At 42.9% G+C, this 25,037-nt stretch carries 39 protein-coding genes; 35 read left to right on the forward strand and 4 right to left on the reverse strand.

The genetic code is table 11. The annotated features are described in order from the left end of the window. The first annotated feature begins 77 nt into the window (after positions 1–77). From rpsJ to rplQ, 28 genes are all read left to right on the forward strand, one after another. On the forward strand, positions 78–389 hold the full coding sequence (rpsJ, locus tag IE130_RS11965; protein WP_010196670.1) for a 30S ribosomal protein S10: 312 nt from the start codon (positions 78–80) through the stop codon (positions 387–389). A gap of 48 nt (positions 390–437) precedes the next feature. Next, complete coding sequence (gene rplC, locus IE130_RS11970) at positions 438–1,076, forward strand: 50S ribosomal protein L3 (protein WP_010196672.1); 639 nt, start codon at positions 438–440, stop codon at positions 1,074–1,076. A 14-nt stretch (positions 1,077–1,090) separates the two neighbouring features. Continuing rightward, positions 1,091–1,693 carry a 50S ribosomal protein L4 gene (gene rplD / locus IE130_RS11975; protein WP_010196673.1) on the forward strand — a complete coding sequence of 201 codons (603 nt, stop codon included), beginning with the start codon at positions 1,091–1,093 and terminating at the stop codon, positions 1,691–1,693. After that, the gene (gene rplW, locus IE130_RS11980; protein WP_010196677.1) at positions 1,690–2,040 is read left to right on the forward strand and encodes a 50S ribosomal protein L23; all 351 of its coding nucleotides are present in this window, start codon (positions 1,690–1,692) and stop codon (positions 2,038–2,040) included. Before rplD ends, rplW begins: the two co-directional genes overlap by 4 nt. Positions 2,041–2,051: 11 nt before the next feature. Continuing rightward, a complete protein-coding gene (rplB, locus tag IE130_RS11985) occupies positions 2,052–2,879 on the forward strand; it encodes a 50S ribosomal protein L2 (protein ID WP_010196679.1) in 828 nt (275 codons plus the stop codon). 12 nt (positions 2,880–2,891) lie between these two features. Further along, positions 2,892–3,167: a 30S ribosomal protein S19 gene (gene rpsS / locus IE130_RS11990; protein WP_010196682.1), complete on the forward strand. Its 276-nt coding sequence runs from the start codon at positions 2,892–2,894 to the stop codon at positions 3,165–3,167. Positions 3,168–3,177: 10 nt separating this feature from the next. Beyond that, complete coding sequence (gene rplV / locus IE130_RS11995) at positions 3,178–3,507, forward strand: 50S ribosomal protein L22 (RefSeq protein ID WP_010196689.1); 330 nt, start codon at positions 3,178–3,180, stop codon at positions 3,505–3,507. 3 nt (positions 3,508–3,510) lie between these two features. Continuing rightward, entirely contained in the window at positions 3,511–4,239 is a 729-nt protein-coding gene (rpsC, locus tag IE130_RS12000; RefSeq protein ID WP_010196691.1) for a 30S ribosomal protein S3, read from the forward strand. 3 nt (positions 4,240–4,242) lie between these two features. Beyond that, positions 4,243–4,656, forward strand: coding sequence for a 50S ribosomal protein L16 (gene rplP, locus IE130_RS12005; RefSeq protein WP_010196693.1), 414 nt, complete (start codon positions 4,243–4,245; stop codon positions 4,654–4,656). Next, entirely contained in the window at positions 4,656–4,853 is a 198-nt protein-coding gene (gene rpmC / locus IE130_RS12010) for a 50S ribosomal protein L29 (RefSeq protein WP_010196696.1), read from the forward strand. Before rplP ends, rpmC begins: the two co-directional genes overlap by 1 nt. Then, positions 4,850–5,122, forward strand: coding sequence for a 30S ribosomal protein S17 (rpsQ, locus tag IE130_RS12015; protein WP_010196699.1), 273 nt, complete (start codon positions 4,850–4,852; stop codon positions 5,120–5,122). The genes rpmC and rpsQ overlap by 4 nt, the downstream gene beginning before the upstream one ends. A 181-nt stretch (positions 5,123–5,303) precedes the next feature. After that, the gene (gene rplN, locus IE130_RS12020; RefSeq protein ID WP_010196702.1) at positions 5,304–5,672 is read left to right on the forward strand and encodes a 50S ribosomal protein L14; all 369 of its coding nucleotides are present in this window, start codon (positions 5,304–5,306) and stop codon (positions 5,670–5,672) included. Between the two features lie 8 nt (positions 5,673–5,680). Beyond that, positions 5,681–5,998, forward strand: a complete 318-nt coding sequence (gene rplX, locus IE130_RS12025; RefSeq protein WP_010196703.1) for a 50S ribosomal protein L24 — start codon at positions 5,681–5,683, stop codon at positions 5,996–5,998. Between the two features lie 21 nt (positions 5,999–6,019). Further along, complete coding sequence (rplE, locus tag IE130_RS12030) at positions 6,020–6,556, forward strand: 50S ribosomal protein L5 (RefSeq protein ID WP_010196704.1); 537 nt, start codon at positions 6,020–6,022, stop codon at positions 6,554–6,556. 12 nt (positions 6,557–6,568) lie between these two features. After that, positions 6,569–6,874 (forward strand): 30S ribosomal protein S14, encoded by a 306-nt coding sequence (gene rpsN, locus IE130_RS12035; RefSeq protein WP_010196705.1) that lies wholly within the window; start codon positions 6,569–6,571, stop codon positions 6,872–6,874. An 11-nt stretch (positions 6,875–6,885) separates the two neighbouring features. Further along, positions 6,886–7,284 carry a 30S ribosomal protein S8 gene (gene rpsH, locus IE130_RS12040; RefSeq protein ID WP_010196706.1) on the forward strand — a complete coding sequence of 133 codons (399 nt, stop codon included), beginning with the start codon at positions 6,886–6,888 and terminating at the stop codon, positions 7,282–7,284. A gap of 223 nt (positions 7,285–7,507) precedes the next feature. Continuing rightward, positions 7,508–8,041: a 50S ribosomal protein L6 gene (gene rplF, locus IE130_RS12045; protein WP_010196707.1), complete on the forward strand. Its 534-nt coding sequence runs from the start codon at positions 7,508–7,510 to the stop codon at positions 8,039–8,041. An 11-nt stretch (positions 8,042–8,052) separates the two neighbouring features. Next, a complete protein-coding gene (gene rplR, locus IE130_RS12050) occupies positions 8,053–8,403 on the forward strand; it encodes a 50S ribosomal protein L18 (protein ID WP_010196708.1) in 351 nt (116 codons plus the stop codon). A 2-nt stretch (positions 8,404–8,405) separates the two neighbouring features. Continuing rightward, the gene (gene rpsE / locus IE130_RS12055; RefSeq protein WP_010196711.1) at positions 8,406–8,921 is read left to right on the forward strand and encodes a 30S ribosomal protein S5; all 516 of its coding nucleotides are present in this window, start codon (positions 8,406–8,408) and stop codon (positions 8,919–8,921) included. A gap of 20 nt (positions 8,922–8,941) precedes the next feature. Beyond that, a complete protein-coding gene (gene rpmD / locus IE130_RS12060; RefSeq protein ID WP_010196714.1) occupies positions 8,942–9,121 on the forward strand; it encodes a 50S ribosomal protein L30 in 180 nt (59 codons plus the stop codon). After that, positions 9,121–9,561: a 50S ribosomal protein L15 gene (rplO, locus tag IE130_RS12065; protein ID WP_010196716.1), complete on the forward strand. Its 441-nt coding sequence runs from the start codon at positions 9,121–9,123 to the stop codon at positions 9,559–9,561. Before rpmD ends, rplO begins: the two co-directional genes overlap by 1 nt. Before the next feature lie 19 nt (positions 9,562–9,580). After that, positions 9,581–10,912: a preprotein translocase subunit SecY gene (gene secY / locus IE130_RS12070; protein ID WP_173240232.1), complete on the forward strand. Its 1,332-nt coding sequence runs from the start codon at positions 9,581–9,583 to the stop codon at positions 10,910–10,912. Between the two features lie 31 nt (positions 10,913–10,943). Beyond that, positions 10,944–11,060, forward strand: a complete 117-nt coding sequence (gene rpmJ / locus IE130_RS12075; RefSeq protein WP_010196721.1) for a 50S ribosomal protein L36 — start codon at positions 10,944–10,946, stop codon at positions 11,058–11,060. A gap of 252 nt (positions 11,061–11,312) precedes the next feature. Next, the gene (rpsM, locus tag IE130_RS12080; protein WP_189586278.1) at positions 11,313–11,669 is read left to right on the forward strand and encodes a 30S ribosomal protein S13; all 357 of its coding nucleotides are present in this window, start codon (positions 11,313–11,315) and stop codon (positions 11,667–11,669) included. Positions 11,670–11,689: 20 nt separating this feature from the next. Further along, the gene (gene rpsK / locus IE130_RS12085) at positions 11,690–12,079 is read left to right on the forward strand and encodes a 30S ribosomal protein S11 (RefSeq protein ID WP_010196728.1); all 390 of its coding nucleotides are present in this window, start codon (positions 11,690–11,692) and stop codon (positions 12,077–12,079) included. A gap of 48 nt (positions 12,080–12,127) precedes the next feature. Continuing rightward, positions 12,128–12,769 (forward strand): 30S ribosomal protein S4, encoded by a 642-nt coding sequence (gene rpsD / locus IE130_RS12090; RefSeq protein ID WP_010196731.1) that lies wholly within the window; start codon positions 12,128–12,130, stop codon positions 12,767–12,769. Between the two features lie 81 nt (positions 12,770–12,850). After that, positions 12,851–13,858: a DNA-directed RNA polymerase subunit alpha gene (locus IE130_RS12095; RefSeq protein WP_189586281.1), complete on the forward strand. Its 1,008-nt coding sequence runs from the start codon at positions 12,851–12,853 to the stop codon at positions 13,856–13,858. Positions 13,859–13,877: 19 nt separating this feature from the next. Beyond that, positions 13,878–14,237: a 50S ribosomal protein L17 gene (rplQ, locus tag IE130_RS12100; RefSeq protein WP_010196736.1), complete on the forward strand. Its 360-nt coding sequence runs from the start codon at positions 13,878–13,880 to the stop codon at positions 14,235–14,237. 74 nt (positions 14,238–14,311) lie between these two features. Here rplQ and IE130_RS12105 read toward each other — a convergent pair whose 3' ends face one another. Both IE130_RS12105 and IE130_RS12110 read right to left on the reverse strand, forming a co-directional pair. Continuing rightward, positions 14,312–14,932 carry an L-threonylcarbamoyladenylate synthase gene (locus IE130_RS12105; RefSeq protein WP_010196739.1) on the reverse strand — a complete coding sequence of 207 codons (621 nt, stop codon included), beginning with the start codon at positions 14,930–14,932 and terminating at the stop codon, positions 14,312–14,314. 285 nt (positions 14,933–15,217) lie between these two features. Next, positions 15,218–15,952 carry an elongation factor P hydroxylase gene (locus tag IE130_RS12110; RefSeq protein ID WP_189586284.1) on the reverse strand — a complete coding sequence of 245 codons (735 nt, stop codon included), beginning with the start codon at positions 15,950–15,952 and terminating at the stop codon, positions 15,218–15,220. A gap of 185 nt (positions 15,953–16,137) precedes the next feature. Between IE130_RS12110 and IE130_RS12115 the strand changes: the two genes are divergently transcribed. The 6 genes from IE130_RS12115 (at position 16,138) to lysM (ending at position 20,675) form a co-directional block, all read left to right on the forward strand. Further along, positions 16,138–16,731 (forward strand): YceD family protein, encoded by a 594-nt coding sequence (locus IE130_RS12115; RefSeq protein WP_189586287.1) that lies wholly within the window; start codon positions 16,138–16,140, stop codon positions 16,729–16,731. Positions 16,732–17,050: 319 nt separating this feature from the next. Continuing rightward, on the forward strand, positions 17,051–17,233 hold the full coding sequence (gene rpmF / locus IE130_RS12120) for a 50S ribosomal protein L32 (RefSeq protein ID WP_010196743.1): 183 nt from the start codon (positions 17,051–17,053) through the stop codon (positions 17,231–17,233). Between the two features lie 428 nt (positions 17,234–17,661). Then, positions 17,662–18,630, forward strand: a complete 969-nt coding sequence (fabD, locus tag IE130_RS12125) for an ACP S-malonyltransferase (protein ID WP_189586290.1) — start codon at positions 17,662–17,664, stop codon at positions 18,628–18,630. Next, a complete protein-coding gene (fabG, locus tag IE130_RS12130; protein WP_240216692.1) occupies positions 18,621–19,355 on the forward strand; it encodes a 3-oxoacyl-ACP reductase FabG in 735 nt (244 codons plus the stop codon). The genes fabD and fabG overlap by 10 nt, the downstream gene beginning before the upstream one ends. 272 nt (positions 19,356–19,627) lie before the next feature. After that, positions 19,628–19,864 carry an acyl carrier protein gene (gene acpP, locus IE130_RS12135; RefSeq protein ID WP_025652201.1) on the forward strand — a complete coding sequence of 79 codons (237 nt, stop codon included), beginning with the start codon at positions 19,628–19,630 and terminating at the stop codon, positions 19,862–19,864. Between the two features lie 301 nt (positions 19,865–20,165). Further along, entirely contained in the window at positions 20,166–20,675 is a 510-nt protein-coding gene (gene lysM / locus IE130_RS12140) for a peptidoglycan-binding protein LysM (RefSeq protein ID WP_010196747.1), read from the forward strand. A 102-nt stretch (positions 20,676–20,777) separates the two neighbouring features. Here the strand turns inward: lysM and queG are convergent, their stop codons facing one another. Then, positions 20,778–22,004: a tRNA epoxyqueuosine(34) reductase QueG gene (queG, locus tag IE130_RS12145; protein ID WP_227676213.1), complete on the reverse strand. Its 1,227-nt coding sequence runs from the start codon at positions 22,002–22,004 to the stop codon at positions 20,778–20,780. Between the two features lie 190 nt (positions 22,005–22,194). On the opposite strand from queG, the gene IE130_RS12150 reads away from it, so the two are divergent. Beyond that, complete coding sequence (locus IE130_RS12150) at positions 22,195–23,994, forward strand: NAD(P)H-hydrate dehydratase (RefSeq protein WP_189586293.1); 1,800 nt, start codon at positions 22,195–22,197, stop codon at positions 23,992–23,994. Positions 23,995–24,023: 29 nt separating this feature from the next. Here IE130_RS12150 and IE130_RS12155 read toward each other — a convergent pair whose 3' ends face one another. Next, on the reverse strand, positions 24,024–24,527 hold the full coding sequence (locus IE130_RS12155; protein WP_010196759.1) for a DUF4124 domain-containing protein: 504 nt from the start codon (positions 24,525–24,527) through the stop codon (positions 24,024–24,026). Positions 24,528–25,037: the final 510 nt, after the last annotated feature.

Consider the following 25,037-nt stretch of genomic DNA (forward strand, 5'->3'; position numbering starts at 1 on the left):
AATATTTAACCAAACGGCTTTTGGTCATATCTTTGCAAAGCAAGAATGACGAAAGCACATATTAGGAGCTTGCTGGCATGGCTAACCAGAGAATCCGTATCCGTCTTAAGTCTTTTGATCATCGTCTGATTGATCAATCTGCACAAGAGATTGTTGATACTGCAAAGCGCACCGGTGCGCAAGTTTGTGGTCCTGTACCGTTGCCGACTCGCATTGAGCGCTTCAACGTTCTAACCTCACCACACGTTAACAAAGACGCTCGTGATCAGTACGAAATCCGTACTCATAAGCGTATGGTTGACATTGTTCAACCTACCGATAAAACTGTGGATGCGCTAATGAAGCTTGACTTAGCGGCGGGTGTTGACGTTCAAATTGCTTTGGGTTAATGCACATAAACACCCAACCCATTAATATAAGATATAAAGAGGTCTAAAATGGCGATCGGTTTAGTCGGTAAAAAATGCGGCATGACCCGTGTCTTCACTGAAGCAGGCGCATCTATCCCTGTAACAGTGGTTGAGATCAGTGCTAACCGCATTACTCAAGTAAAAAATACTGATGTAGATGGCTATCAAGCCATCCAAATTACCACAGGCACCCGTCGTGACAGCCGCGTAACAGCAGCTCAAAAAGGTCACTTCGCTAAAGCCGGCGTTGCCGCTGGTCGTGGTGTTTGGGAATTTCGTGCCAATGACAGCGATCTTGAAGGTCGTGAGATTGGTGGTGAGATCCTAGCTGACTTGTTTGAACAAGGTCAGATGGTTGATGTCACAGGAAACAGTAAAGGTAAAGGCTTTCAAGGCGGCGTGAAGCGTCACAACTTCAGCATGCAAGATGCCACTCATGGTAACTCAGTATCTCACCGTGCCATTGGTTCAACTGGTCAAAACCAGTCACCAGGTAAAGTCTTCAAAGGCAAAAAAATGCCAGGTCAGATGGGTAACAAACGCGTTACCGTTCAAGGCCTAGAAGTGATATCGGTTGATGTTGAAAATGGGTTACTTGTCATCAAGGGTGCTATCCCAGGTGCCACCGGTGGCGATGTCATCGTACGTCCGTCAGTCAAAGCCTAAGCAAGGGGATTAACGTGGATTTAAAAACAGTTACAGGGGCGGCAGTTGAGCTTTCTGATACGGCTTTCGGTCGTGAATTCAACGAAGCACTAGTGCATCAAGTCGTCACCGCATATCTTGCTGGTGCTCGCCAAGGTACACGCGCTCAAAAGACCCGTGCCGAAGTTTCTGGCGGTGGCATTAAGCCATGGCGCCAAAAAGGTACTGGTCGTGCTCGTGCAGGCTCTATTCGTAGTCCTATCTGGCGTGGGGGCGGACGCACATTTGCGGCCAAACCACAAGATTGGTCACAGAAAGTCAACCGTAAAATGTATCGCGGTGCTATGCAGTGTATCCTAGCCGAATTGATTCGCCAAGAGCGTTTGATCTTGGTTGAAGAGTTGAGCGTTTCTGGACCTAAGACTAAAGAGCTTATCGCAAAGTTAGGTGAGTTAAATGCATCACGTGCATTAATCGTCACCAAAGAAGTTGACGAAAACTTATACTTAGCTGCTCGAAACATCCCACATGTCAATGTACTTGATACAAGTGAAGTGGATCCAGTGAGCTTGATCGCTTTTGATAAAGTGATCATGACAGTCGAAGCTGCGAAACAATTTGAGGAAGCACTAGCATGAATAACGCAAGACTTTATCAGATCCTAAGAGGACCTGTATTCTCAGAGAAATCTCAAATGCTTGGCGACTCACTTGGTGTGCAGGTATTTAAAATTGACTCTAACGCTACTAAGTTAGAAGTTAAAAAAGCAGTTGAGATGATGTTTGAAGGTGTTGAAGTTTTAAAAGTAAACACATTGAACGTTAAAGGTAAGACAAAGCGTTTTGGTAAAAGTATCGGCCGTCGTAATGACTATAAAAAAGCCTATGTTACCTTAAAAGCTGGTCAAGATGTACAAATGGCTGATGCTGGTGAAGAGGTCGCAAATACGACTGCTTCTACTAGTGAAACAGCGAATAACGAATAAGGATTACACTCATGCCTATCGTAAGAGCAAAGCCAACATCACCAGGCCGTCGTTTTGTTGAAAAAGTAGTGCATCCACACCTTTATAAAGGTCGTCCGTTTGCAGCGCTTCTAGAATCAAAAAGCAAGACCGGTGGTCGTAACAATAATGGCCGTATCACTACTCGTCACATCGGCGGTGGTCATAAGCAACATTATCGTATTATTGATTTTAAACGTACTAAAGACAATATCCCAGCTACAGTAGAGCGTATTGAATACGATCCTAACCGTACTGCGCATATTGCTTTACTTAAGTACGCTGACGGCGAACGTCGTTATATTATCGCTGCTAAGAAACAAGTAGTTGGTGATACTGTAATGTCAGGTGAATTATCACCAATTCGTCCAGGTAACTGTTTACCGCTAAAAAACATACCACTAGGTACTGTGATCCATAATATCGAACTTAAAATCGGTAAAGGTGCACAGATGGCTCGTTCTGCGGGTGCTAGTGTTCAGTTGCTAGGTCGTGACGGTATTTATGCTATTCTACGTATGCGCTCTGGCGAAACACGCCGTGTACACGTGAATTGCCGTGCTGTTATTGGTGAAGTTTCTAACACTGAAAACAACTTGAAATCACTTGGTAAAGCTGGTGCTTCACGTTGGCGTGGTGTTCGTCCTTCTGTTCGTGGTGTCGCTATGAACCCGGTTGATCACCCACACGGTGGTGGTGAAGGTCGTAATAAAGGTCGCCATCCAACTAGCCCTTGGGGTCAGAAGTCTAAAGGACTTAAAACGCGTCACAATAAGCGTACTGACAACATGATCATCCGCCGCCGCGCCAAGAAGAAATAAAGGAAGAATTTCATGCCTCGTTCATTGAAAAAAGGTCCATTCATAGACGCGCACTTATTTGCTAAAGTTGAAAATGCATTAGACACCAACTCACGCAAACCAATTAAGACTTGGTCGCGCCGCTCGATGATTCTGCCACAAATGGTTGGCCTAACTTTATCTGTTCACAACGGCCGTACTCACGTACCGGTTATTGTGAGTGAGCAGATGGTTGGTCATAAACTAGGTGAATTTGCCCCGACTCGTACGTATCGTGGTCACGGCATTGACAAAAAAGCTAAGAGATAAGGTGCTTACCATGGAAGTAACTGCAAAATTACGCGGTGCCGCCATATCGGCACAAAAAGTTAGACTCGTTGCTGATGAAGTTCGTGGCAAATCTATCGAGCGTGCTTTGGATATCCTAACGTATAGTAATAAAAAAGGCGCTGTGTTTGTTAAGAAATGTCTTAACTCAGCCATCGCCAATGCCGAAAACAACAACGGTTTAGACATTGATACGCTTAAAGTATCAACCATCTACGTTGATGAAGGCATTACGCTAAAACGTATCCTACCACGTGCCAAAGGTCGCGCTGATCGTATCAGTAAGCGTACCTGTCACATCACTATAAAGGTAGGAGAATAAGTTATGGGTCAAAAAGTACATCCAATCGGAATTCGTCTTGGTGTTGTAAAAAAGCATAATGCAAATTGGTATGCTAACCCTAAACAATACTCAGAATACCTCATTAACGACATTCAAGTTCGTGAGTATCTACGCAAAAAGCTAGATAACGCTATGATCAGCAACATCATGATCGAGCGTCCTACTGGCGCCGCTAAGATTACCATCGCCACTGCGCGTCCTGGTATTGTTATCGGTAAGAAAGGCGAAGATATCGAAAGACTTCAAAAAGAATTGACCAAAATTATGGGCGTACCTGCTCAGGTCAACATTGAAGAAATCACGTCACCTGATCTTGATGCACGTTTGGTAGCAGACGGTATCGGAAGCCAGCTTGAGCGTCGTGTTATGTTCCGTCGTGCGATGAAACGCGCGGTACAGAACAGCATGCGTTCTGGTGCTAAAGGTATTAAAGTTGAGCTGTCTGGTCGTCTTGGCGGTGCTGAGATTGCTCGTAGTGAGTGGTATCGTGAAGGCCGTGTGCCATTACATACACTTCGCGCTGATATTGACTATGCGTCAGTACGTGCAGAGACAACTTACGGCACCATCGGTGTAAAAGTTTGGATCTTCCGCGGAGAGATCCTTGACGGTATGAACAGTGTTTACAATCCCGTCAAAGAAGAGCAGACTCGTGCGCCAAAACGCCGTGGTCGCGGAAACGGAAACCGTCGAAACTCAGACAGAGGTTAAACTATGTTACAGCCAAAACGTACCAAGTTTCGTAAAATGCATAAAGGTCGTAACACTGGGCTAGCTCATCGTGGAAGCACCGTTGCATTCGGACAAATTGGTCTAAAATCATTGACGCGCGGTCGTATGACAGCCCGTCAAATCGAAGCAGCACGTCGTACCATCACTCGTAAAATTAAGCGTGGCGGTAAGATTTGGATTCGTGTATTCCCAGACAAGCCTATTACCAACAAGCCATTAGAAGTACGTATGGGTAAAGGTAAAGGTCCTGTTGAATATTGGGTATGCGAAATCAAACCTGGTAAAGTGCTATATGAAATTGAAGGGGTACCAGAAGAGCTTGCACGTGAAGCTTTCACGCTTGCTGCAGCAAAACTGCCCTTTAAAACTACCATTGTTAAGCGGACGATAATGTAATGAAGATCAGTGAATTACGTGATAAATCATTAGAAGAACTGACCCAGTTACTTGATGAAAAGCAACTTGATGCTTTCCGTATTCGTATGGCTAAAGCAACTGGTCAGTTGGGTAATACCCATGAAGTCAGAGGCAATCGTCGCACGATTGCTCAGATTCAGACTTTGATTAACGAGAAACAACGAGGCGACTCATGAGCGATAACAATCAAACAGCTAATGCTAGCGTATTGACAGGAAGAGTTGTCAGCGACAAGATGGACAAGTCCATCACAGTTTTGATTGAACGTCTTGTACGTCATCCTTTGTATGGCAAGCAGCTTCGTCGTTCTACAAAAATCAAAGCTCATGATGAGAATAACGTTTGCCAACAAGGCGACCTTGTCCGCATCAAAGAAACGCGTCCAATCTCAAAAACCAAGTCTTGGACTTTGGTTGATGTGGTTGAAAAAGTAGAAAAAATCTAAGTAAATTGCATTAAAAGCCAGAAGCTGTTAAAATAGCCGCCTTTTTAAGGATGCTGATTGCGCCGAGCGTATATCACTCACATTAAGAGTAGCAGCGGTTATTTATATTAAAATGCCGACTACTCATACTGTGCTAGCGGCAGCAACTGGTTTTTATTGCTCATACGTGTGGAGTAACGCTATGATTCAGGTTGAGTCAATGCTGGAAGTTGCAGACAATAGCGGTGCAAGGCGAGTTCAGTGCATTAAAGTACTGGGTGGCTCTCATCGTCGTTATGCATCAGTTGGCGACATTATTAAAGTAACGGTTAAAGAAGCCATTCCTCGCGGTCGTGTTAAAAAAGGCGACGTGATGAATGCGGTAGTTGTACGTACCAAAAAAGGCGTTCGTCGTCCTGATGGTTCTGTTCTGCGTTTTGATGACAATGCTGCGGTATTGTTAAACCAAAACAAAGCACCGATTGCAACTCGTATTTTTGGACCGGTAACTCGTGAACTACGTGGTGATCAGTTTATGAAAATTGTATCCCTAGCACCAGAAGTATTGTGAGGTAATCCATGTCAAAATTACGTAAAGGCGATACAGTTATCGTGATTGCTGGTAAAGATAAAGGCAAACAAGGTACTGTACAAGCTGTAAAAAACGATCGTATTAAAGTTGAAGGCATTAATATTGTTACTAAACATCAGAAGCCAAATCAGGCAACTGGCGTTGAAGGTGGCATTCTTAAGCAAGAAGCTTTTCTGCATATCTCAAATGTCGCAATATTAAATGCGCAAACCCAAAAAGCTGATCGTATTACTTATCAGTTCGGCGAAGACGGCAACAAACAACGCGTCTATCGTTCGAACGGTGAAGTAGTGGCGACTGCGTAAGACACTAAGGGTGTAATGGTAATGGCAAGATTAAAATCTTTATATAACGATGAACTAAAGCAGCAAATCAAAGAAGACCTTGGTTTAGCGAATGTGATGCAAGTGCCTAAAATCACTAAAATCACACTTAACATGGGTGTAGGCGGGGCGTCTCAAGACAAGAAATTGCTTGAAGGTGCTGTAGCTGATATGACCGCGATTGCTGGTCAAAAACCTGTGGTCACTAAAGCGCGTAAATCAGTTGCTGGCTTTAAGATTCGTGAAGAATGGCCAATTGGCTGTAAAGTAACGCTACGCGGTGAGCAAATGTACGAATTTTTAGATCGTCTCATTGCCATTGCAATTCCTCGTATTCGTGATTTCCGCGGTTTTTCACCTAAAGCCTTCGACGGACGTGGTAACTACTCATTGGGTATCAAAGAACAAATCGTATTCCCAGAAGTAGATTTTGACAAAATTGATCGTATCCGCGGTATGGATGTGACAATCACCACGTCAGCTGGTAATGATGAAGAAGGTCGTGCGTTACTCAAAGCATTCGGCTTCCCATTTAAATAAGGTAAAGACGTTATGGCAAAGAAGAGCATGATTAACCGCGAATTAAAGCGCGAAAAAATGGTTGCTAAATATGCTGAAAAGCGTATCAAGCTAAAAGAAACTATCAGTGATATGACTGCAAGTGACGAAACTCGTATGGAAGCGATGCTAGAGCTACAAGCTCTTCCACGCAATTCATCACCAGTACGTCTGCGCAATCGTTGTGCTATCACCGGTCGTCCTCACGGTTACTTCCGCAAGTTTGGCTTATCACGCAATATGCTGCGTGAGCGTGTCATGCAAGGCGATGTGCCTGGTGTTCGTAAAGCAAGCTGGTAAGGAGTAACTATATGAGTATGCAAGATACCGTTGGGGATATGCTAACCCGTATTCGTAACGCACAAATGGCTAACAAAGTATCGGTAGCAATGCCGAGCTCTAAATTACGTAAATCAATTGCTGATTTACTGGTTAGCGAAGGTTATGTAGCGAACGCTGTTGTTACTGAACAAGACAACAATAAAGCAACATTGACTATTGAACTGAAATACTTCGAAGGCAAAGCTGTCATCGAAACTATCCAACGTTTTAGCCGTCCTGGTTTACGCCAGCATCGCGGTAAAGACGCTATCCCTACTGTTAAGCAAGGTATGGGTGTTGCTATCGTATCGACTAGCCAAGGTATCATGAGCGATCGTGCTGCACGCGCTGCTGGTATCGGTGGTGAAATCGTTGCATTCGTTGCCTAATTAGCATTTATGCTATTGGTGATGAGACGACAAAGTCTACTTGAACCCCTTTAAGCTGTTGTAAGTCCATAATGATTTGCAATGAGCTTAAAGAAAGCTAAGCATTTGAAGTTGATAAAATTGAATGGTGCTTAATGGGAACAACTATGCTAAACTAGCAGGCTTTTTAGCCTGTTAGTTTTTTCGCTAATATAAAGAAGTTAATTTTTTAAGGAATATTCCTATGTCTCGTGTGGCTAAAGCCCCAGTGACGCTGCCAAACGGCGTAAGCGTTACTTTGAACGATCGGCAGGTCGAAGTGAAAGGCAAGAACGGCAATTTGTCTTTACGCCTGCATGAATTGGTCGAGCTGAAACAGGAAGATGATGCGATCATTTTCTCACCTACAGTCGATTCAAAAGAAGCCATGATGCACACTGGCACCATGCGCGCCCTGCTTAACAATTATGTTACTGGCGTGAATGAAGGCTTTGAAAGACGTCTTCAATTAATTGGTGTTGGTTATCGCGCGCAAGCTACTGGTAATAAAGTAACGCTAAACGTTGGTTACTCTCATCCAGTAGAATATACGCTACCTGAAGGTGTGTCAGCTGAAACCCCAACGCAAACTGAAATTGTTTTGAAATCGAACAATAAGCAGCAGCTTGGTCAAGCAGCGGCTAATATCCGTGGTTTCCGCCCACCAGAGCCTTATAAAGGCAAAGGTATTCGTTATAGCGACGAACATGTGGTTCGCAAAGAAGCTAAGAAAAAATAAGGTGAGTTGAAATGTTTGATAAAAAAGCAGCTCGTCTGCGTCGAGCTAAGAAAACCCGCGCGCATATCCGTCATTTAGGCGTACATCGCTTAACGGTTAATCGCACGCCAAAGCACATCTATGCCCAGATTATCTCTCCGAACGGTGGTGAAGTGATTGCTCAGGCATCTACCTTAGACGGCAGCTTGCGCTCAGGCGCAACTGGCAACGCTGATGCAGCGACGTCTGTAGGCCAAATGATCGCAGAACGCGCAAAAGCAGCTGGGGTTACTAAAGTTGCCTTTGACCGTAGTGGTTTTAAATATCATGGTCGAGTTAAAGCTTTAGCTGAAGCAGCTCGCGAAAACGGATTGGAGTTTTAATCATGGCTAGAAATGATAAAAATGATAAAAATGAGCAAACAGACGGTTTAGTAGAACGCTTAGTTACCGTTGACCGCGTCGCAAAAGTAGTTAAAGGTGGTCGTATTTTCTCTTTCACCGCATTAACTGTTGTTGGTGATGGCAATGGTCGTGTTGGTTTTGGTCGTGGTAAAGCACGTGAAGTGCCAGCTGCTATTCAAAAAGCGCTAGAAGCTGCCAAACGCAATATGATTACTGTTGAGCTAAACGATGCAACTTTGTATCATCCGATCAAAGCACGTCATGGTGCTAGTAAAGTCTACATGCAGCCTGCATCTGAAGGTACTGGCGTAATCGCTGGTGGCGCAATGCGTGCTGTGTTAGAAGTTGCTGGTGTCAAAGATGTTTTGACTAAATGTTATGGTTCTACCAATACTGCTAACGTGGTTCGCGCTACGTTTAACGGTTTACGTGATATGTCAACTCCAGAGAAGATGGCAGCAAAACGTGGTAAATCTGTAGACGAAATCTTGGGTTAACTTAGACTAGGTGAGTTACGATGAAAAAAATGAAAGTCACTCAATTTAAATCGGGTGCCCATCGCCTAAAGAGCCACAAAGCGAGCTTGAAAGGATTGGGTTTACGCCGTATTAATCATACTGTTGAAGTAGAAGATACTCCTTCAACCCGTGGTATGGTCAATCGCGTCAACTACATGGTAAAAGTGGAGGAAGCGTAATGGGTCTTAGATTAAATGAATTATCACCAGGTGTTGGCGCAAAGAAAACTGCCCAACGTCGTGGTCGTGGTATCGGTTCAGGTCTTGGTAAGACTGGTGGTCGTGGTGTAAAAGGTCAGAAATCTCGTTCAGGTTCTAGCATACGCTCAGGATTTGAAGGTGGTCAAATGCCTTTATATCGCCGTCTACCAAAATTTGGTTTTACCAGTAGAATGGCAATGACGACTGCTGAAGTCCGTCTGTCTGAATTGAATAAAATTGAAGGCGATGTGGTCAGCATTGAAACACTTAAAGCTGCTAACCTTATCCGTCATGATATGAAGCGTGCTCGTGTAATGTTGTCAGGCGAAGTGACTAAAGCTTATACCTTTAAAGGTATTAAAGTGACTAAAGGCGCTAAGCAAGCAATCGAAGCTGCTGGTGGTAGCATCGAGGAGTAGTAACGTGTCAAAACAATCAATGTCATCGGCTGGTATACCGCTTAATCCATTTGCCTTCATACGCAAGTATGACGAATTATGGACGCGTTTATTATTCTTAATCGGCGCATTGATTGTTTATCGTTTAGGGTCACATATTCCAGTTCCGGGTATCAACCCAGTTAACTTGGCTGATCTGTTTTCGCGCAACGAAAACACCATTCTGAGCATGTTTAATATGTTCTCAGGTGGTGCGCTAGAGCGTATGTCTATTATGGCGCTTGGCATTATGCCATATATTTCAGCATCGATTATTGTACAGATGATGTCTGCAGTACTGCCATCGCTTGAAGCCCTCAAAAAAGAAGGTGAAGCGGGACGACGCAAGCTAAACAAGTACACCCGTCAAGGGACACTTGCTTTAGCTCTAGTACAGTCATTAGGAATGTGTGCTGGCTTAATCAGCCAAAATCTTACCTTATCCTCTGGTTTGACTTTCTATATTCCAGCCGTTACTTCATTAGTAGCGGGCGCAATGTTCTTAATGTGGCTTGGTGAGCAGATTACAGAGCGCGGCGTTGGTAATGGTATCTCAATGCTTATTTTTGCGAGCATTGTGGCTGGTACGCCAGGTATGATTTCGCAGTCTATCGAACAGGTCAATCAAGGTCAGATGAACCTGATTGTACTGTTCATTTTTGTACTATTAGGCATCGCGGTTACTGCAGGTATTGTTTATATTGAACGTGCTCAGCGCCGTGTCCCTGTCAACTATGCACAAAAACAGCAGCAAGGTCGCAAGATATACGCTCAACAGCAATCACATTTGCCGTTGAAGCTCAACATGGCAGGGGTTATCCCAGCTATTTTTGCCAGTTCTTTGTTACTGTTCCCTGCAAGTTTAGGGCAGTGGGTTGGTCAATCAACTGATCCTACTTTTGTACAAAAAATATTGCAAAATATGGCATTGGTGTTGTCCCCAGGGCAACCGCTATATCTAGTACTATTTGGTGCGATGATTATTTTCTTCTGTTATTTTTATACGGCATTGGTATTTAGCCCGCGTGAAGTAGCAGAAAACCTTAAGCGTAGTGGTGCGTATATCCCTGGTATTCGCCCTGGACAACAAACTCAGCGTTACCTCGATCATGTATTAAACCGACTGACCTTTATTGGCGCGATGTATATGACGGTTATTTGTTTAATGCCGATGGTCGTCCAGTCATCGTTTGGTGTGCCGTTTCAACTTGGTGGTACATCTTTACTGATTATGGTGGTTGTGGTAATGGACTTCATCTCGCAGATTCAAGCGCATTTGATGACCCATCAATATCATGATCAGACGTTAATTCAATCGCCCACTCAACCTTAAATGAGCGGTACGATATTTCAAGGAGTATGCTATGAAAGTTCAAGCATCAGTTAAGAAGATTTGTGGTAGCTGTAAAGTTGTGCGTCGTAAAGGCCGTGTACATATTATCTGTACAGCAGAACCGCGCCACAAGCAACGTCAAGGTTAATATTTAGTATCAGAAAGTTTTAAACTTTTGTTACTATCTAAATTAATACTTGAAAAATAACGGCGGATGGGATATCATCCGCCACTTGCCGTGTTTATGCAGAATATTTTGTAATGCTGTCAATGGTTAGGCTTTTAACTAAGCCAAAACAGCGACAGTGACCATAATATATTTAGTATTAACAGCAACAATTCTGAAGAATAATGCCTTATTGATAAATAACGCTTATTTTTCTTTAATGGAGAGAAATCAATGGCTCGTATTGCCGGCGTAAACATCCCGGATAATAAGCATGCTGTTATTTCACTAACTTACATCTTTGGTGTAGGTCGTACCACTGCTCAGAAAATATTAGAAGCAGTTGGCATTGCCCCTACTACTAAAGTTAGTCAGTTAGATGATACACAGTTAGATGCTATCCGTGCACAAATTACAAATTACATGACTGAAGGTGATCTTCGTCGTGAAGTTTCAATGAATATCAAGCGTTTAGTTGATCTTGGTTGTTACCGTGGCATACGCCATCGTCGTAACCTACCAGTTAGAGGTCAGAACACCAAGAACAACGCTCGTACTCGTAAGGGTCCGACACGCCCTCTCAAAAGATAATTAACTTAGGAAGCTAAAAGATGGCAAAAGACACTCGCAGTCGCAAAAAGGTGGCTCGTCGTTCAGTATCGGAGGGCATAGCCCATATCCATGCGTCTTTTAATAACACCATTGTTACGATTACCGATCGTCAGGGTAATGCATTGGCTTGGGCCACTTCAGGTGGACAAGGCTTCCGTGGTTCACGTAAATCTACACCATTTGCAGCTCAGGTTGCAGCTGAAGTCGCTGGTAAAGCGGCTCAAGAATATGGTGTTAAGAATATCGACGTTTTGGTCAAAGGACCAGGACCGGGTCGTGAGTCTGCGGTAAGAGCACTAGGTGCATTGGGTTATAAAGTTAACAGCATCTCTGATGTAACCCCAATCCCACACAATGGTTGCCGTGCGCCGAAAAAGCGCCGCGTCTAATATTAAAGACGAAGCTTTTTATCCCAAAAGCTTATAGGAGACATAACAATGGCCCGCTATATTGGACCAAAACTCAAATTATCACGTCGTGAAGGTACAGACTTAGGCCTTAAGTCTGGTGTTAAACCATACGATGTTAAAACGAAAAAAGCTGGTCGTCCACCAGGTCAACACGGTGTAAGCCGTAACAAGACCTCAGAATATGCTCTACAGCTGCGTGAAAAGCAGAAAGTTAAGCGTATTTATGGTGTACTAGAGCGTCAATTCGCTAACTACTATAAAGAAGCTGCTCGTAAGCGCGGTGCTACTGGTGAAAACCTACTAGCCATGCTTGAGAGCCGTCTAGATAACGTTGTATATCGCATGGGCTTTGGCTCAACTCGCGCAGAAGCACGTCAGCTAGTCAGTCATCGTACTGTTATGGTAAAAAAAGCTGGCCGTGATGAGTTTGTTCGTGTGAACATTCCATCAATTCAGCTTCAAGATGGTGATGTCATCGCTATCCAAGAGAAGTCTCGCGAACAACTACGTATTAAAAACGCTATCGAATTAGCGACACAACGTGGTATTCCAGAATGGCTAGATGTTGATCACAGCAAACTACAAGGCACGTTTAAACAAGCGCCTGATCGTATTGATCTACCTGCTGAAATCAACGAAAGCTTGATCGTTGAGCTATACTCTAAGTAAATGACGTACTGCTCGATGTCATGAAAATGGCATTGAGCAATTAACGTTAATTAAACCAGTTTAATAAATCGAGGTGACATCATGATGCTAAATGCAACTGAGTTTCTAACGCCGAATGCCATTAACGTGGATACGGTTAATGAAACGATTGCGAAAGTCACGCTCGAACCGTTAGAACGCGGCTTTGGGCATACCCTAGGTAATGCCTTACGTCGTATCTTGTTATCTTCATTACCTGGTGCTGCAGTCATTGAAGCTGAGATTGATGGCGTTGACCATGAATACTCTACGCTTGAAGGGCTACAAGAAGATGTACTTGACTTGCTTTTGAACTTAAAAGGCTTGGCAATTACGCTTCATGACCAAAATGAAGTATTTTTGACCTTGGATAAACAAGGTCCAGGCACTATTACTGCTGCAGATATCGCGTTACCACACAATGTTGACATCATCAATCCAGAATTGGTATTGGGTACATTGAGTGATCGTGGTCATCTTAAGATGCGTTTGCGCGTAGTAATGGGTCGTGGATATGAGCCAGCAAACCAGCGCCGTGAAGATGGTGATACTAAGGCAATTGGACGCTTAAAGCTTGATGCAAGTTTTAGTCCTGTGCTTCGTGTTGCCTATCAGGTTGAGAACGCTCGTGTAGAGCAGCGTACTGATCTTGATCGTCTTATCATTGAGCTTGGAACTAATGGCACTATAGATCCAGAAGAAGCAATTCGTAAAGCAGCCACTATTTTACAACAACAGATTTCTATCTTTGTTGACCTAGAAGCTGAAGAAGCGCCTGAGCCTGTGAAAGAGAAAGAAGAGGTTGATCCGGTGCTATTACGCCCTGTGGACGATCTTGAACTAACGGTTCGCTCAGCCAACTGCTTGAAAGCTGAAAACATTTACTATATCGGTGATTTGGTACAACGTTCAGAGACTGAACTTCTAAAAACCCCAAATCTTGGTAAGAAATCATTAACGGAAATCAAAGACGTTTTAGCGTCTAAAGATTTAGAGCTCGGTATGCGCCTAGATAACTGGCCACCAGCTGATTTACGTGTTGATGATCGCTTTTCTTATCGTAGCCGTTAAACTTTAAGGATTTTTGACTATGCGCCATCGTAAGAGTGGAGTCAAGCTGGGTCGTACCGGCAGTCATCGTAAGGCAATGTTTCAGAACATGACTAACTCATTATTTGAGCATGAACTGATCAAAACAACTTTACCAAAAGCTAAAGAACTACGTCGCGTTGCCGAGCCATTGATCACTATGGCTAAAGAAGACAGCGTTGCTAACCGTCGTTTAGCATTCAGCCGTATGCGTAGCAAAGCTATGGTAGGCAAATTATTTGGCACGTTAGGTCCTCGTTACCAGACGCGTCCAGGTGGTTATTTGCGTATCGTAAAATGCGGTCATCGTGATGGTGACAATGCGCCAATGGCATATGTAGAATTAGTTGATCGTGACTAATTTTGTACTGAATATATGATTCATAAAAAAGCTCCAATCGATTGGAGCTTTTTTTTATGCGTTTAAACAAGTAGTTATAACAATAAAGAACTAACGTCAGCAGCACCTTGTCTGATGATTTCAGGCTGGCTACTGGTCATATCAACGATAGTGGTTAGCTTAGTAGTTTTTATACCTGCATTGATGAGACCGTCTATTTGGTTGCTTAACAGATCTTCTATTTCAAATGGATCATCAAGTATATCATCGCGATTTGGTAATATTAATGAGCTGGTTAAAATAGGCTCGTCCATGGCTGCCAAGAGTGCTTGGGCGATAGGATTACTTGGCACACGAATACCAATGGTTTTTTTCTTCGCATGTGCCAGTTTCTTTGGTACGTCTTTTGTGGCATTAAGAATAAAGGTAATAGGAGCTGGCGTATGAGCCTTAAGCTGCTTAAATTGCACATTATCTACTGCTGCATAATTAGCAATTTCACTTAAATCTCGGCACAATAACGTAAATTGATGTTTATCATCAAGCTCACGGATTTGCTTTAATTTTTCTAAGGCGTCTTTTGCGCCTAGACGACAGCCAAAAGCATAGCTGGTATCAGTAGGATAAATGATTAATTGATCCTTGCGTAATAGATCAGCAGCTTGCTCAATAAGACGTGGCTGCGGATTTTCGGGATGAATATAGAGCACTTGCATAATAGTTCCTTGTTTTATAATTATAGGTTATATACTTTTGAGATGGTGGATGAGTTGTTATCAAATAAATAACGCTAGAGAGAAATAACGCAAGAAAGAAACAAGAATAATAATGAGTCAATCCTTTGCTAGCTTCGCTTTATCTTAGCTGCACCACAAAATTTACTTATCTATCAGTATAGCTTAAAGCAAATATAATTTTATTGGCAAGGCGTTACGGTTGGTAGGAAATCGTTAACATCTTATGAGCTTCACTGTCATGAACCTTATAGAGATTTATCGTGGCTAGCTATTAGTTAACTTATCGTTACAAACACTTAATAATACCCGTAGCAAAGTTTTGGCATCACGTGGCAGCGTTACTGGCTCTGTAATATAGGCTTCAACTTGTAAATAAACGTCCTGAGCAAAAGTGCTACCACTGGTATCGAAGTCGGCAAACAGATTGTCCTGTGAGACTCGAAAGTGATATCCACAGGCAAGAGTAAACAAACACTCAAGCGCCTGCGGTTTAATCTCTACGCGCTCAAATGCTTGCTGCTGAGAGGCTGAACGCCCATCTGGTGCATACCAGTAGCCAAAGTCGGGTAAGCCTCTACGTTCTTTACCAGCGACACACCAATGGCTTAATTCATGCAGCGCACTGGCAAAAAATCCGTTAGCAAACTCGATTCGTGCTGGCTGATTGTTCTGAGCAGGGAAATATTCTGGTTCACCATCACCAAATGCTAATATCACTTGATGCTTGGCAAACACAGTATTAAATAAACAGATAAGCCAATTGGTTGCTGCTTTTTCAGTATCTGCTATAGAAGCGCTTTCCTTAGACAGTTTTTGCCATTGATCTGCTAAATCTTTTAGGTTTGTATTTATTTTAGAATTGAGTGCGCAAGTCTTTAGATTGCTCATAGGGCATTCTATAGCTGTATCTTCTAAGTCAGTGAGATGTTGAAGCAAAAGAGTCGTATCAATAGAAGACCACAATGCAGAAAAATCAGGGTTGGCAGTAGGCGATATCATAGATAGAAGATTGACCGAATAAAAAATAAGAGACTGTTGGTACTCTATACATGAAATGAGTAAATAAAAATGTGAGGCAACCCAAAGGTTAGAAAATCTTAACATACTAGCGCTAGCGCTACTCAGCGCTTTCCGATAGTATGGCAGGCAATATTATACACCGTTTTTGATGAATGAGGCCGCGTATGTCAAGCACTCCAGTAAGCAAGCCTTCAGCGGCTCAAGCTGATAATATGCAGAATCCTATATCGAGTAATATGCCCGAACATCTTTCCTTAAATAAATGGGAAGATACTGGCTTTGAGTGGGCAGGAGAGATAGAACCTACTTCTTTTGAGCGTCTTTCCGCTATACTGACGACAGAACATGAACAAGAAAAAATCCAGCTCACAGCCAATCTTTATCGTCGTAATAATGTCTTACATCTGTCATTTAAATTGGCGGGTGATGTATGGCTAACTTGCCAGCGCTGCTTGCAACCCGTAGCCACTGACTTAACTGATGATTATGATATTGCATTACTCGATGACGAGAGCCAAGTGCGCCTAGTCAATGAAGAGCAGGACTATTTATTGCTTGATGAAGTCATTACTGAGCAGTCGCCAGAGCGCTTATTGCCTTTGAAAAAATTGGTTGAAGATGAAATATTGCTTAAAACACCGATGGCACCGAAGCACGATGACTGTGAAATGACGATTGAGCAGTTTGGTGAGATACCTGAAGAAGAAGAAAATGAAAATCCTTTTGCCGCTTTAGCATCGTTGAAAGGCAAGTTATAAAAGAAAAAATGCTGTATTCAATTGATTTAGAATGCCTTTTATCGGCTTTGTGCAGAAGAGTCGTACGCAGGGCTTTATTAATCGATGAAACATGCGTATAATGTCCCGTTTATTGCATTCTAGCAACAGGTTACTTGCAGATAAAAACTGACTAGGCAAATTGACTATAGATTTTAGACGTAGTTAGCATTTTAATGCACGTGGCAATCTATTTAACTAATGATGCGTAAGACTTAGGTTGTTGTGATTATATAGCCTCTGTCAGTATCGACTAAAGCTGAATTTTAAGCTTATCCCTTTTAAGTATAGGAGCTATATCATGGCTGTTCAAAAAAGTCGTAAAAGCCGTTCTCGTCGTGACATGCGCCGTTCACACCATCGTATGGAAGTGGCTGAGCTAAGCGTAGATGCTACCACTGGTGAAAAACATCGTCGTCATCACATGACTAAAGATGGTTTTTATCGTGGTCGTCAGTTGTTCAAGGTCAGTCAAGACGCTTAATTGACTATTTAATCAGTGATGCAACAATACGATGGTGCTGATGGCACTTTACGGCTTTTTGTACCGCTATTATTAGGCAATAAGTTTTGAGCTAAAGAAAGCCAAGTTATTTCGCTACCATATATTATGTGGTGGGATAACTTGGCTTTTTGCTATGAATTTTTTATGACGTAGCTCCCTATCATTGGTTTTTATCACGTAATTTTTTATCAAATGCTGTGCCTAAAAAACTGTCAAAAGCTAAATATTATCTTACCTTAACGCCTCATTTTTTCATCAGCTATGATAATAGTATCTGTCAGTGTATAGTTTACTTATAATCAGCTGTCTGAGTGATCAGTTAAAAATATAACTCTAGACCGCCCCTAATTTTACAATACTCCCGATTATCTTTAGGGATGTTTTCAATTACATAAGGAATATTGGTTATGGCCTCTGTACCCGATATGATAAAAAAACAGCCAACCCGCATTGCGGTGCTTTTCTCTGGTCAAGGCTCACAAATTGTCGGCATGACCAGCGAGCTCGCTGAAGCTTATCCAGAGATTCGTGATACTTTTGCTGAAGCAAGCGAAGCACTAAGTGAAGACTTATGGGCAATTTGTCAGGATGAAGAAAAGCTCAATCAAACGCAATATACTCAGCCAGCCTTATTGACGGCTAGTATCGCCATTTGGCGTATTCTACAACCAAAATTCAAAAAAGCGCCGTGCTATCTAGCGGGTCATTCTCTAGGTGAGTACAGCGCCCTTTGTGCCGCTGGAGTGATATCGCTTGCTGATGCGGTGAGATTGGTACATACGCGCGGTCAGTTGATGCAGGAAGCGGTAGTAGGTATCGATACAGCGATGGCAGCAGTGCTAGGGCTCGAAGATCATCGTGTGGAAAACTTGTGCGAGCAGGCAACCGAGCATGTTGATGGCGCGATTGTCGGAGCGGCAAATTTCAATAGTCCAGGACAAGTTGTGGTCTCAGGAAATGCGGCAGGCGTCACAGCTGTCATCGATAAAGTAAAAAATACTGGCAAAAAAGCCATCCCACTAAAGGTGAGCGTGCCATCTCATTGTGCGCTTATGGCGCCAGCAAGTAGTGCTTTAGCGGAAGCCTTAGCAGCTATTAAGTTTGATCAAGCAACCATTCCGGTTATTCAAAACCGTCATGCGCGTGTTGAGAGTAGTGCGGCAGGTATTAAGCAAGCATTAACCGAGCAGCTAAGTGAGCCAGTACTATGGTCAAAGACCATGCAAGAGCTGGCTGATAAGCAAATTAATATTTTAATCGAGTGTGGCAGTGGCAATGTATTGAGTAATTTGGCCAAGCGTCAAGCGCAACCAATTGCCAGCTATCCTACTGACAAGCCCACCCGTCTTGATAAATTAATGGAGGTATTATCATGAGCCGTACGATTACCCTAGTGACTGGTGCCAGTCGCGGTATTGGCAAGGCAGTCGCCAAACGTTTTGCAAAGGAAGGACATTTCGTGATTGGGACAGCCACCACAGAGAAAGGTGCTGAACTTGTTGATGGTTATTTACATGATAGTGGTGGTATTGGCCGTGTATTAGACGTACGCGATACGGCACAAATCGATAAGCTATTTGAAGAGATTGAAAGCGTCTATGGCGCGGTGCAAGTGTTGGTTAACAATGCTGGTATTACCCAAGACGGTCTATTGATGCGCATGAAAGATGAAGATTGGGAGAACGTGGTTGATACCAATTTGACATCGGTTTATCGTATGAGCAAACGTGCGGTACGCGGTATGATGAAGGCGCGTCGTGGTCGTATCATTAATATTACCTCTGTCGTTGCTCAAATGGGCAATGCTGGTCAGTCTAATTACGCGGCGACTAAAGCGGGCGTAGAAGGTTTTAGCCGTACACTCGCACGTGAAATCGGCTCACGCCAAGTCACGATCAACTGTGTGGCACCCGGTTTGATTGAGACGGATATGACGGATGAGCTTGACGAGCGCCTACTAAATTCGATGCTAGATGCCGTGCCTATTAGTCGTCTTGGGCAGCCAGAAGACATCGCAGCTGCCGTACATTTCTTAGCCAGTGATGAAGCCAGCTACATCACAGGTGCTGTTATTCCTGTCAATGGTGGCATGTATATGTAGGTGACGCACAAGTGTTACATACTTATAATAAAAAACTGTGTGAACGAGTGTAAACTATAATAAAGGGTGCTATAATGAAGAATACTTTTACGTCAAAGCCCTGTATGATAGCAGGGCTTTACTAGACATTAGACAGAACGTATAACGTGTCATAGAGTACTCAGACGGCAATGCTGATCTGGCAAATTCCATTTTATATACTAGGCGATAACGTTTAACTATCGCGCTATCGCAGTTTATTAAAAATAATAGATGATAAAGGAGTAATCTACATGAGTAATGATACCGAGCTAAGAGTAAAGGCGGCAGTAGCTGAGCAATTAGGTATGAATGTTGAAGACATCAACAACGATGCTTCATTTATGGAAGATTTAGGCGCTGATTCATTGGATCTAGTCGAATTGGTTATGTCATTCGAGAGCGATTTTGGCATCACTATTCCTGATGAAGATTCAGCTGAATTAACGACGGTTCAAAAAGCAATCGACTACGTACAAGCCCAGCTATAACTCGCTATTTGCTTAGCAAGTCTTACAATGCCGCTTATCTATACAGCATAGATAAGCGGTTTTTTTATGTTCGTTATTTATTCTAAGAGTCTATTCCAGTCATTTATGCTCATCTAGTGATTCATTTCATTAACATAAGCTACGCCAAATCAACATTACTCAACATACTATTACTATTCATCATATATGTCTTTGCCTATACTAATAATGGTAAACAAGAAATAATAGTAATTACTAAACATAATTACCATTAAAAGAATAACGATTAATAATAAATAATAGTATTTCAAGGAGCAGTTATATGGGTATGTTTAGTTTTGCAAAAGACATCGGTGATAAGATTTTTAATCGTGACGACGAAAAGCATGACGCTAAATCAGAAACCAAAGCAGACGCTAGTACACCTGTTGCCAGTGGTGAGCCTTCAGCACAATCGGTTGCCAACATTTTGCTACGTCGCATCCAGCAGCAGAACCTCAATATCAGTAACCTAAAAATCAAATATAACGGTTCGACGGATACCGCTGAAATCAGTGGTAACGCCAAAACACAGGCCGACCGTGAAAAAGCCATTATCGCTATTGGTAATGTCCAAAACGTCGCTAAAGTCATTGATAACATTGATATCGAAGAAGATGCGCCTGAATCTACGATGTATACTGTAAAGTCTGGTGACAGCCTCTCTAAGATTGCTAAAGATGTTTATGGTTCATCTGGTGATTATACGAAAATTTTTGAAGCCAACAAGCCTATGTTGTCTGATCCAGACAAGATTTATCCTGGTCAAGTATTGCGCATTCCTAAGCCGTAATTCCTAATCCATAATTCCTAAGCTTAATTAGTATTAGCATGTCTAATAGAATAAAAAATGCCTCTTTAATAAGAGGCGTTTTTGTGTCTAAAAGTCATAGGTTTACCGATTATCGATATTTAATTTTTCAGTTTGTTCCGTAAGCGCCCAATTAATATGTTCGTCCAGCATGTCGTTATGCAAGCCTAACTTAGATCGTAGATGAGTGACGATTTCTATACTGGGATTAGCGTTGCCAAGTCCAATGGCGATATTGCGCAAAAAGTTCACATAGCCTGTGCGCCTGAGCGGACTGCCTTCAGTTTTTTTCATAAACTCTGCTTCTTGCCATTGCCACAGCTCAAGCAAACTGCTGTTGTCAAGCTGATGCCGTGGCGTGAAATCTTCTACCGTTGTAAGGTTGGCGTAGCGATTCCACGGACAAATGAGCTGACAGTCGTCACAACCGAAGACGCGGTTGCCAATCGCCCGTCGATATTTGGTATCAATGATGCCATCATGCTCAATCGTTAAATAAGAAATACAGGCAGAAGCATTGAGCTCGTAGGGTGCGACAATCGCTTGGGTTGGGCAGATATCAATACAGGCACTGCAACTGCCGCAGTGCTCTTTTACTGGTTCATCATCCGGCAACTCAAGGCTCATAAACAACTCACCCAGCACAAAGAATGAGCCCGCTTGTTTGTTTAGCAGTAGCGTATGCTTTCCCGTCCAGCCAAGTCCTGCTGCATCTGCAATAGGACGCTCAAAGATAGGGGCAGAGTCACTAAAAGGTCTAAAAATAAATTCTGCCTCAGCTCCAATATCTAGATGCTGCCATTCAGCAAGCATCGCTTCTATCTTTAAGGCTAATTGTTTTAAGCGGCTGCGCATCGTCTTATGATAATCGCGGCCTCTGGCATAACGCGCAATGATACCTTGATTGGGATGATCATCATCAGTGACCGCACGCGGGGTAGGTGTCTGAGTGAGGTAGTCCATACGCACACTGATGATGGTTTTTGCTCCTTCTACCAGTTGGGCAGGATGCGCACGTAGGTGGTGATTGTTATGCATAAACTGCAATTGGCCTTCATAGCCTTTATCCAGCCACCGTTGCAATTGTTCAATTTGTTGGGTAAATAAAGGATGATGTACGGATAAGAAACCACAGTCGGCAAACCCTAAAGACTGTGCTTGAGCCTTGATCCATTGCTTTACCTCTGCGGTGGTAGCAAACGTTGGGCTATTACTCACAGTAATCTTTTTTTCGGGCGCAGGGTTAGGCTCAGGAGACGTTTTCTGCTGACTTAAAGGGACAGGAAAGTTTGCTTTAGAAGGATTATTCATGTGTGATAGCAGGCAATAGAGTGAATACCGATATGATAAGCCAGTGAGCTAAGAGCGCAAGTATAAAAGCAAATAAACTCACATTTCATATTGATACATAAGTCAAAGTGAGCTTTTGCTAAGCTTAGACAAGCGAATAACCAGCAAGTTTTGATATGATAAAAAACCAATAAAAATAATCGAGGAAATTATGAAAGCTCAATCCAATGTATTTTCATCAGACACAACGAGACCGATAGCCCTATATAGCAGCGAGCAAATCTACGCTATGGAGCAAGCATGGTTTGCAGAAGGTCATGATAGCTTTGGGTTAATGAAGCAAGCTGCTTGGCAAATGGCACAGCATATAGAACAGCTCTATGAACAAAAGTATCTGAAAGCTCGTGCCTCAGCTGATCATAAAGTCTATCGACGTAATGCTTGTCAGCAACGAGCGAGTATCTGGGTAGGAAAGGGGAACAATGGCGGTGACGGTTGGCTTATAGCTTACTATTTGCAGCAGGCAGGCTGGGAGGTAAAAGTAATCGCAGTTGGCTATGCTGCCGAGGATCTAGATACAGATTATCAAGTAGAAATTGCTAACAAAGTAGACAAACACGACGTTCTATCCGATGCTAAGCAAGCGCAACAAATAGCGCTATCTGCTAAGGTAAATTATCAACGCTTTGAGGATAGTGGTACCAATCAAAGTGAGCTAAAAGGAATAAACTGGCAAGCCGATATTTATATCGATGCATTATTTGGTATCGGACTGGACCGTGCACCTGAAGGTGTTTATGAGCAGGCTATTAGCGCCTTTAACAAGGTCACGCAATCCAATGATGCTTTGGCAATTGCCGTTGATATCCCGAGTGGCTTAGTGGCTTCTACTGGTCAAGTATTTGAGCGCATTGCCATACAAGCTGACGTGACGTTATGTTTGATTGCCCGTAAATTCGGCTTACATACTAAAGATGGCATGGACTATAGCGGGAGCGTGATTGATATACCGTTAATACCGACTCAGTCAAGCAACTCAGCCGCCACTTTAGTGACTGTAGCGCACGCTTTAAATGCTCGTCGACAGAACAGTTATAAAGGCAGCTATGGTCACGTCTTGGTCATCGGTGGTAATCGAATTGATGGCTCGCAAGGTATGGGCGGTGCAGCCATACTATCTGCCAATAGTGTCATGGCGACAGGTGCGGGCAAAATTACTGTGGCTTGTCACGATGCCTTTCATGGCGCTTTACTAACGTCATTACCCGATGCGATGACAATTGATTTGCACGATAAAGAGGGGGTGAAAACATTAATTAAAGACGCTAGCGTCGTTACCATTGGCATGGGACTCGGGCGTGATAAAAAGGCGCAAGCATTATTCATCAGCTATGTTCAGGCTGCTATAACAGAGAAGAAGCCACTAGTCATTGATGCAGATGGTCTTTATCATCTGGCATCGTTGCAGATGAGTCGTGAGCATCCTCATAAACACGAACTCATCGCTCAGCTGCGACAACACAGCATGGATCATCAGGTTTGTTTGACGCCGCATAGTGGTGAAGCGGCTAGGTTGCTTGATAAGAAAATTAATATTGTAGAAGATGATCGATTAACAGCTATAAAACAGTGTGCTAACACTTATGGTGGTGACTGGGTGCTAAAAGGCGCTGGTTCATTGGTACTGGAGCAAAGGATATTAGAACAGAAGGGTTCGCAAGCGCATATTTATGTTTGCGGCGTAGGTAATGCTGGCATGGCCACCGCTGGCATGGGCGATGTATTGTCTGGGGTGATTGCTGGGCTGTTGGCACAAAAAGATCTAGAAGACGAAGCGCGCTGCTTACACCAATCGGTTCTGCTGCATGCGCTAGCAGGAGACGCCTTGGTGAATGATACTGACTATTACCAACATAATAGCTCGCTACTGATTGGTCAGCGCGGGCTACAAGCGCAGGACATGCCAGTAGCCATTCGTCATGTCATGCAATTGATTACCAATAAAAATTAAGTAGGGTAGTGTGCCGTATTAAATAAAAACTAGGTCGTAGAGCCATTACAATACTGAGTGATGGCTTGTTGCACGCGCTCACGCTTAAGCTCGATTTCGCGACCATCTAAGTATTCACGTTTGCCATCACTATCCATCTCATAGATACGCCCGCCAACGTTTAGATTGGTCAGGTTATTACGCAGTGATTGGCAGCGCTGCGCATTAGCCTGCGCTTCTTGATCCTTGATACGTGCTTCTAGCTGGGCAACGCGCTGTTCTTCTGCACTTTGAGTAGGTGTATTTTGGTTAGCCTCTGTTTTACCCGCTAGCTGACCTGCGTTGTTCTGTCTACCATCGCTACGAAATTCGATTACTTCAATATTTCTGCCCTCTTGCGGCGCATGCTGGCTGTACTTCACTTCACCGTGCGTACCAATCGATTTATACACTTGGATAGCATGACTGGCATTCATTGACAGCATTATCATACACGCAGTACTGATGCTGATGAGCAGCTTGGCAGGGGTATGTATGGTAGACGTGTATGCCATAGTAGCGGTCCTCTTAAGGGGGTAAAAAATAAAGGTAGATATTTATTTAAAGGCGGTATTTATATTGATAAATAACAATATGAATACAGTAGCGTTTGATTTTAGCAAATAATGCTTATGAATGTACATTATTTAATAACTAATAGTTAGGGGTGGGTTTTAGAAGTTTTTCTTGACAATAGGACTCAAACCATTGAATATAATAGCAGTTGATTGGTCAGTGAGCGGCTTTTATGATATTGCCGTGGCACTTGAGAATGAGAACTACGGGTTACTTATCGGTAGCTTACGTCGTTTTATTTTCTTTGTGATAATGATATGGCAAAAATGATGATCATAGCGATTATTATTAATGACTGTATATGTTGTCTCCGGACTTATCTGTCTACAATGACTAAGATAAACTTATTATTTGAAATACGCTAAGTGTGGATTTTTGCGGTTGTATTGCTTGCATTAAATGCAAAACAATATTTGGTTATGATGTTTTTTATTAGCCTATTATAAGAT

The organism is Psychrobacter glaciei (genome assembly GCF_014652895.1).
GTDB lineage: Bacteria > Pseudomonadota > Gammaproteobacteria > Pseudomonadales > Moraxellaceae > Psychrobacter > Psychrobacter glaciei.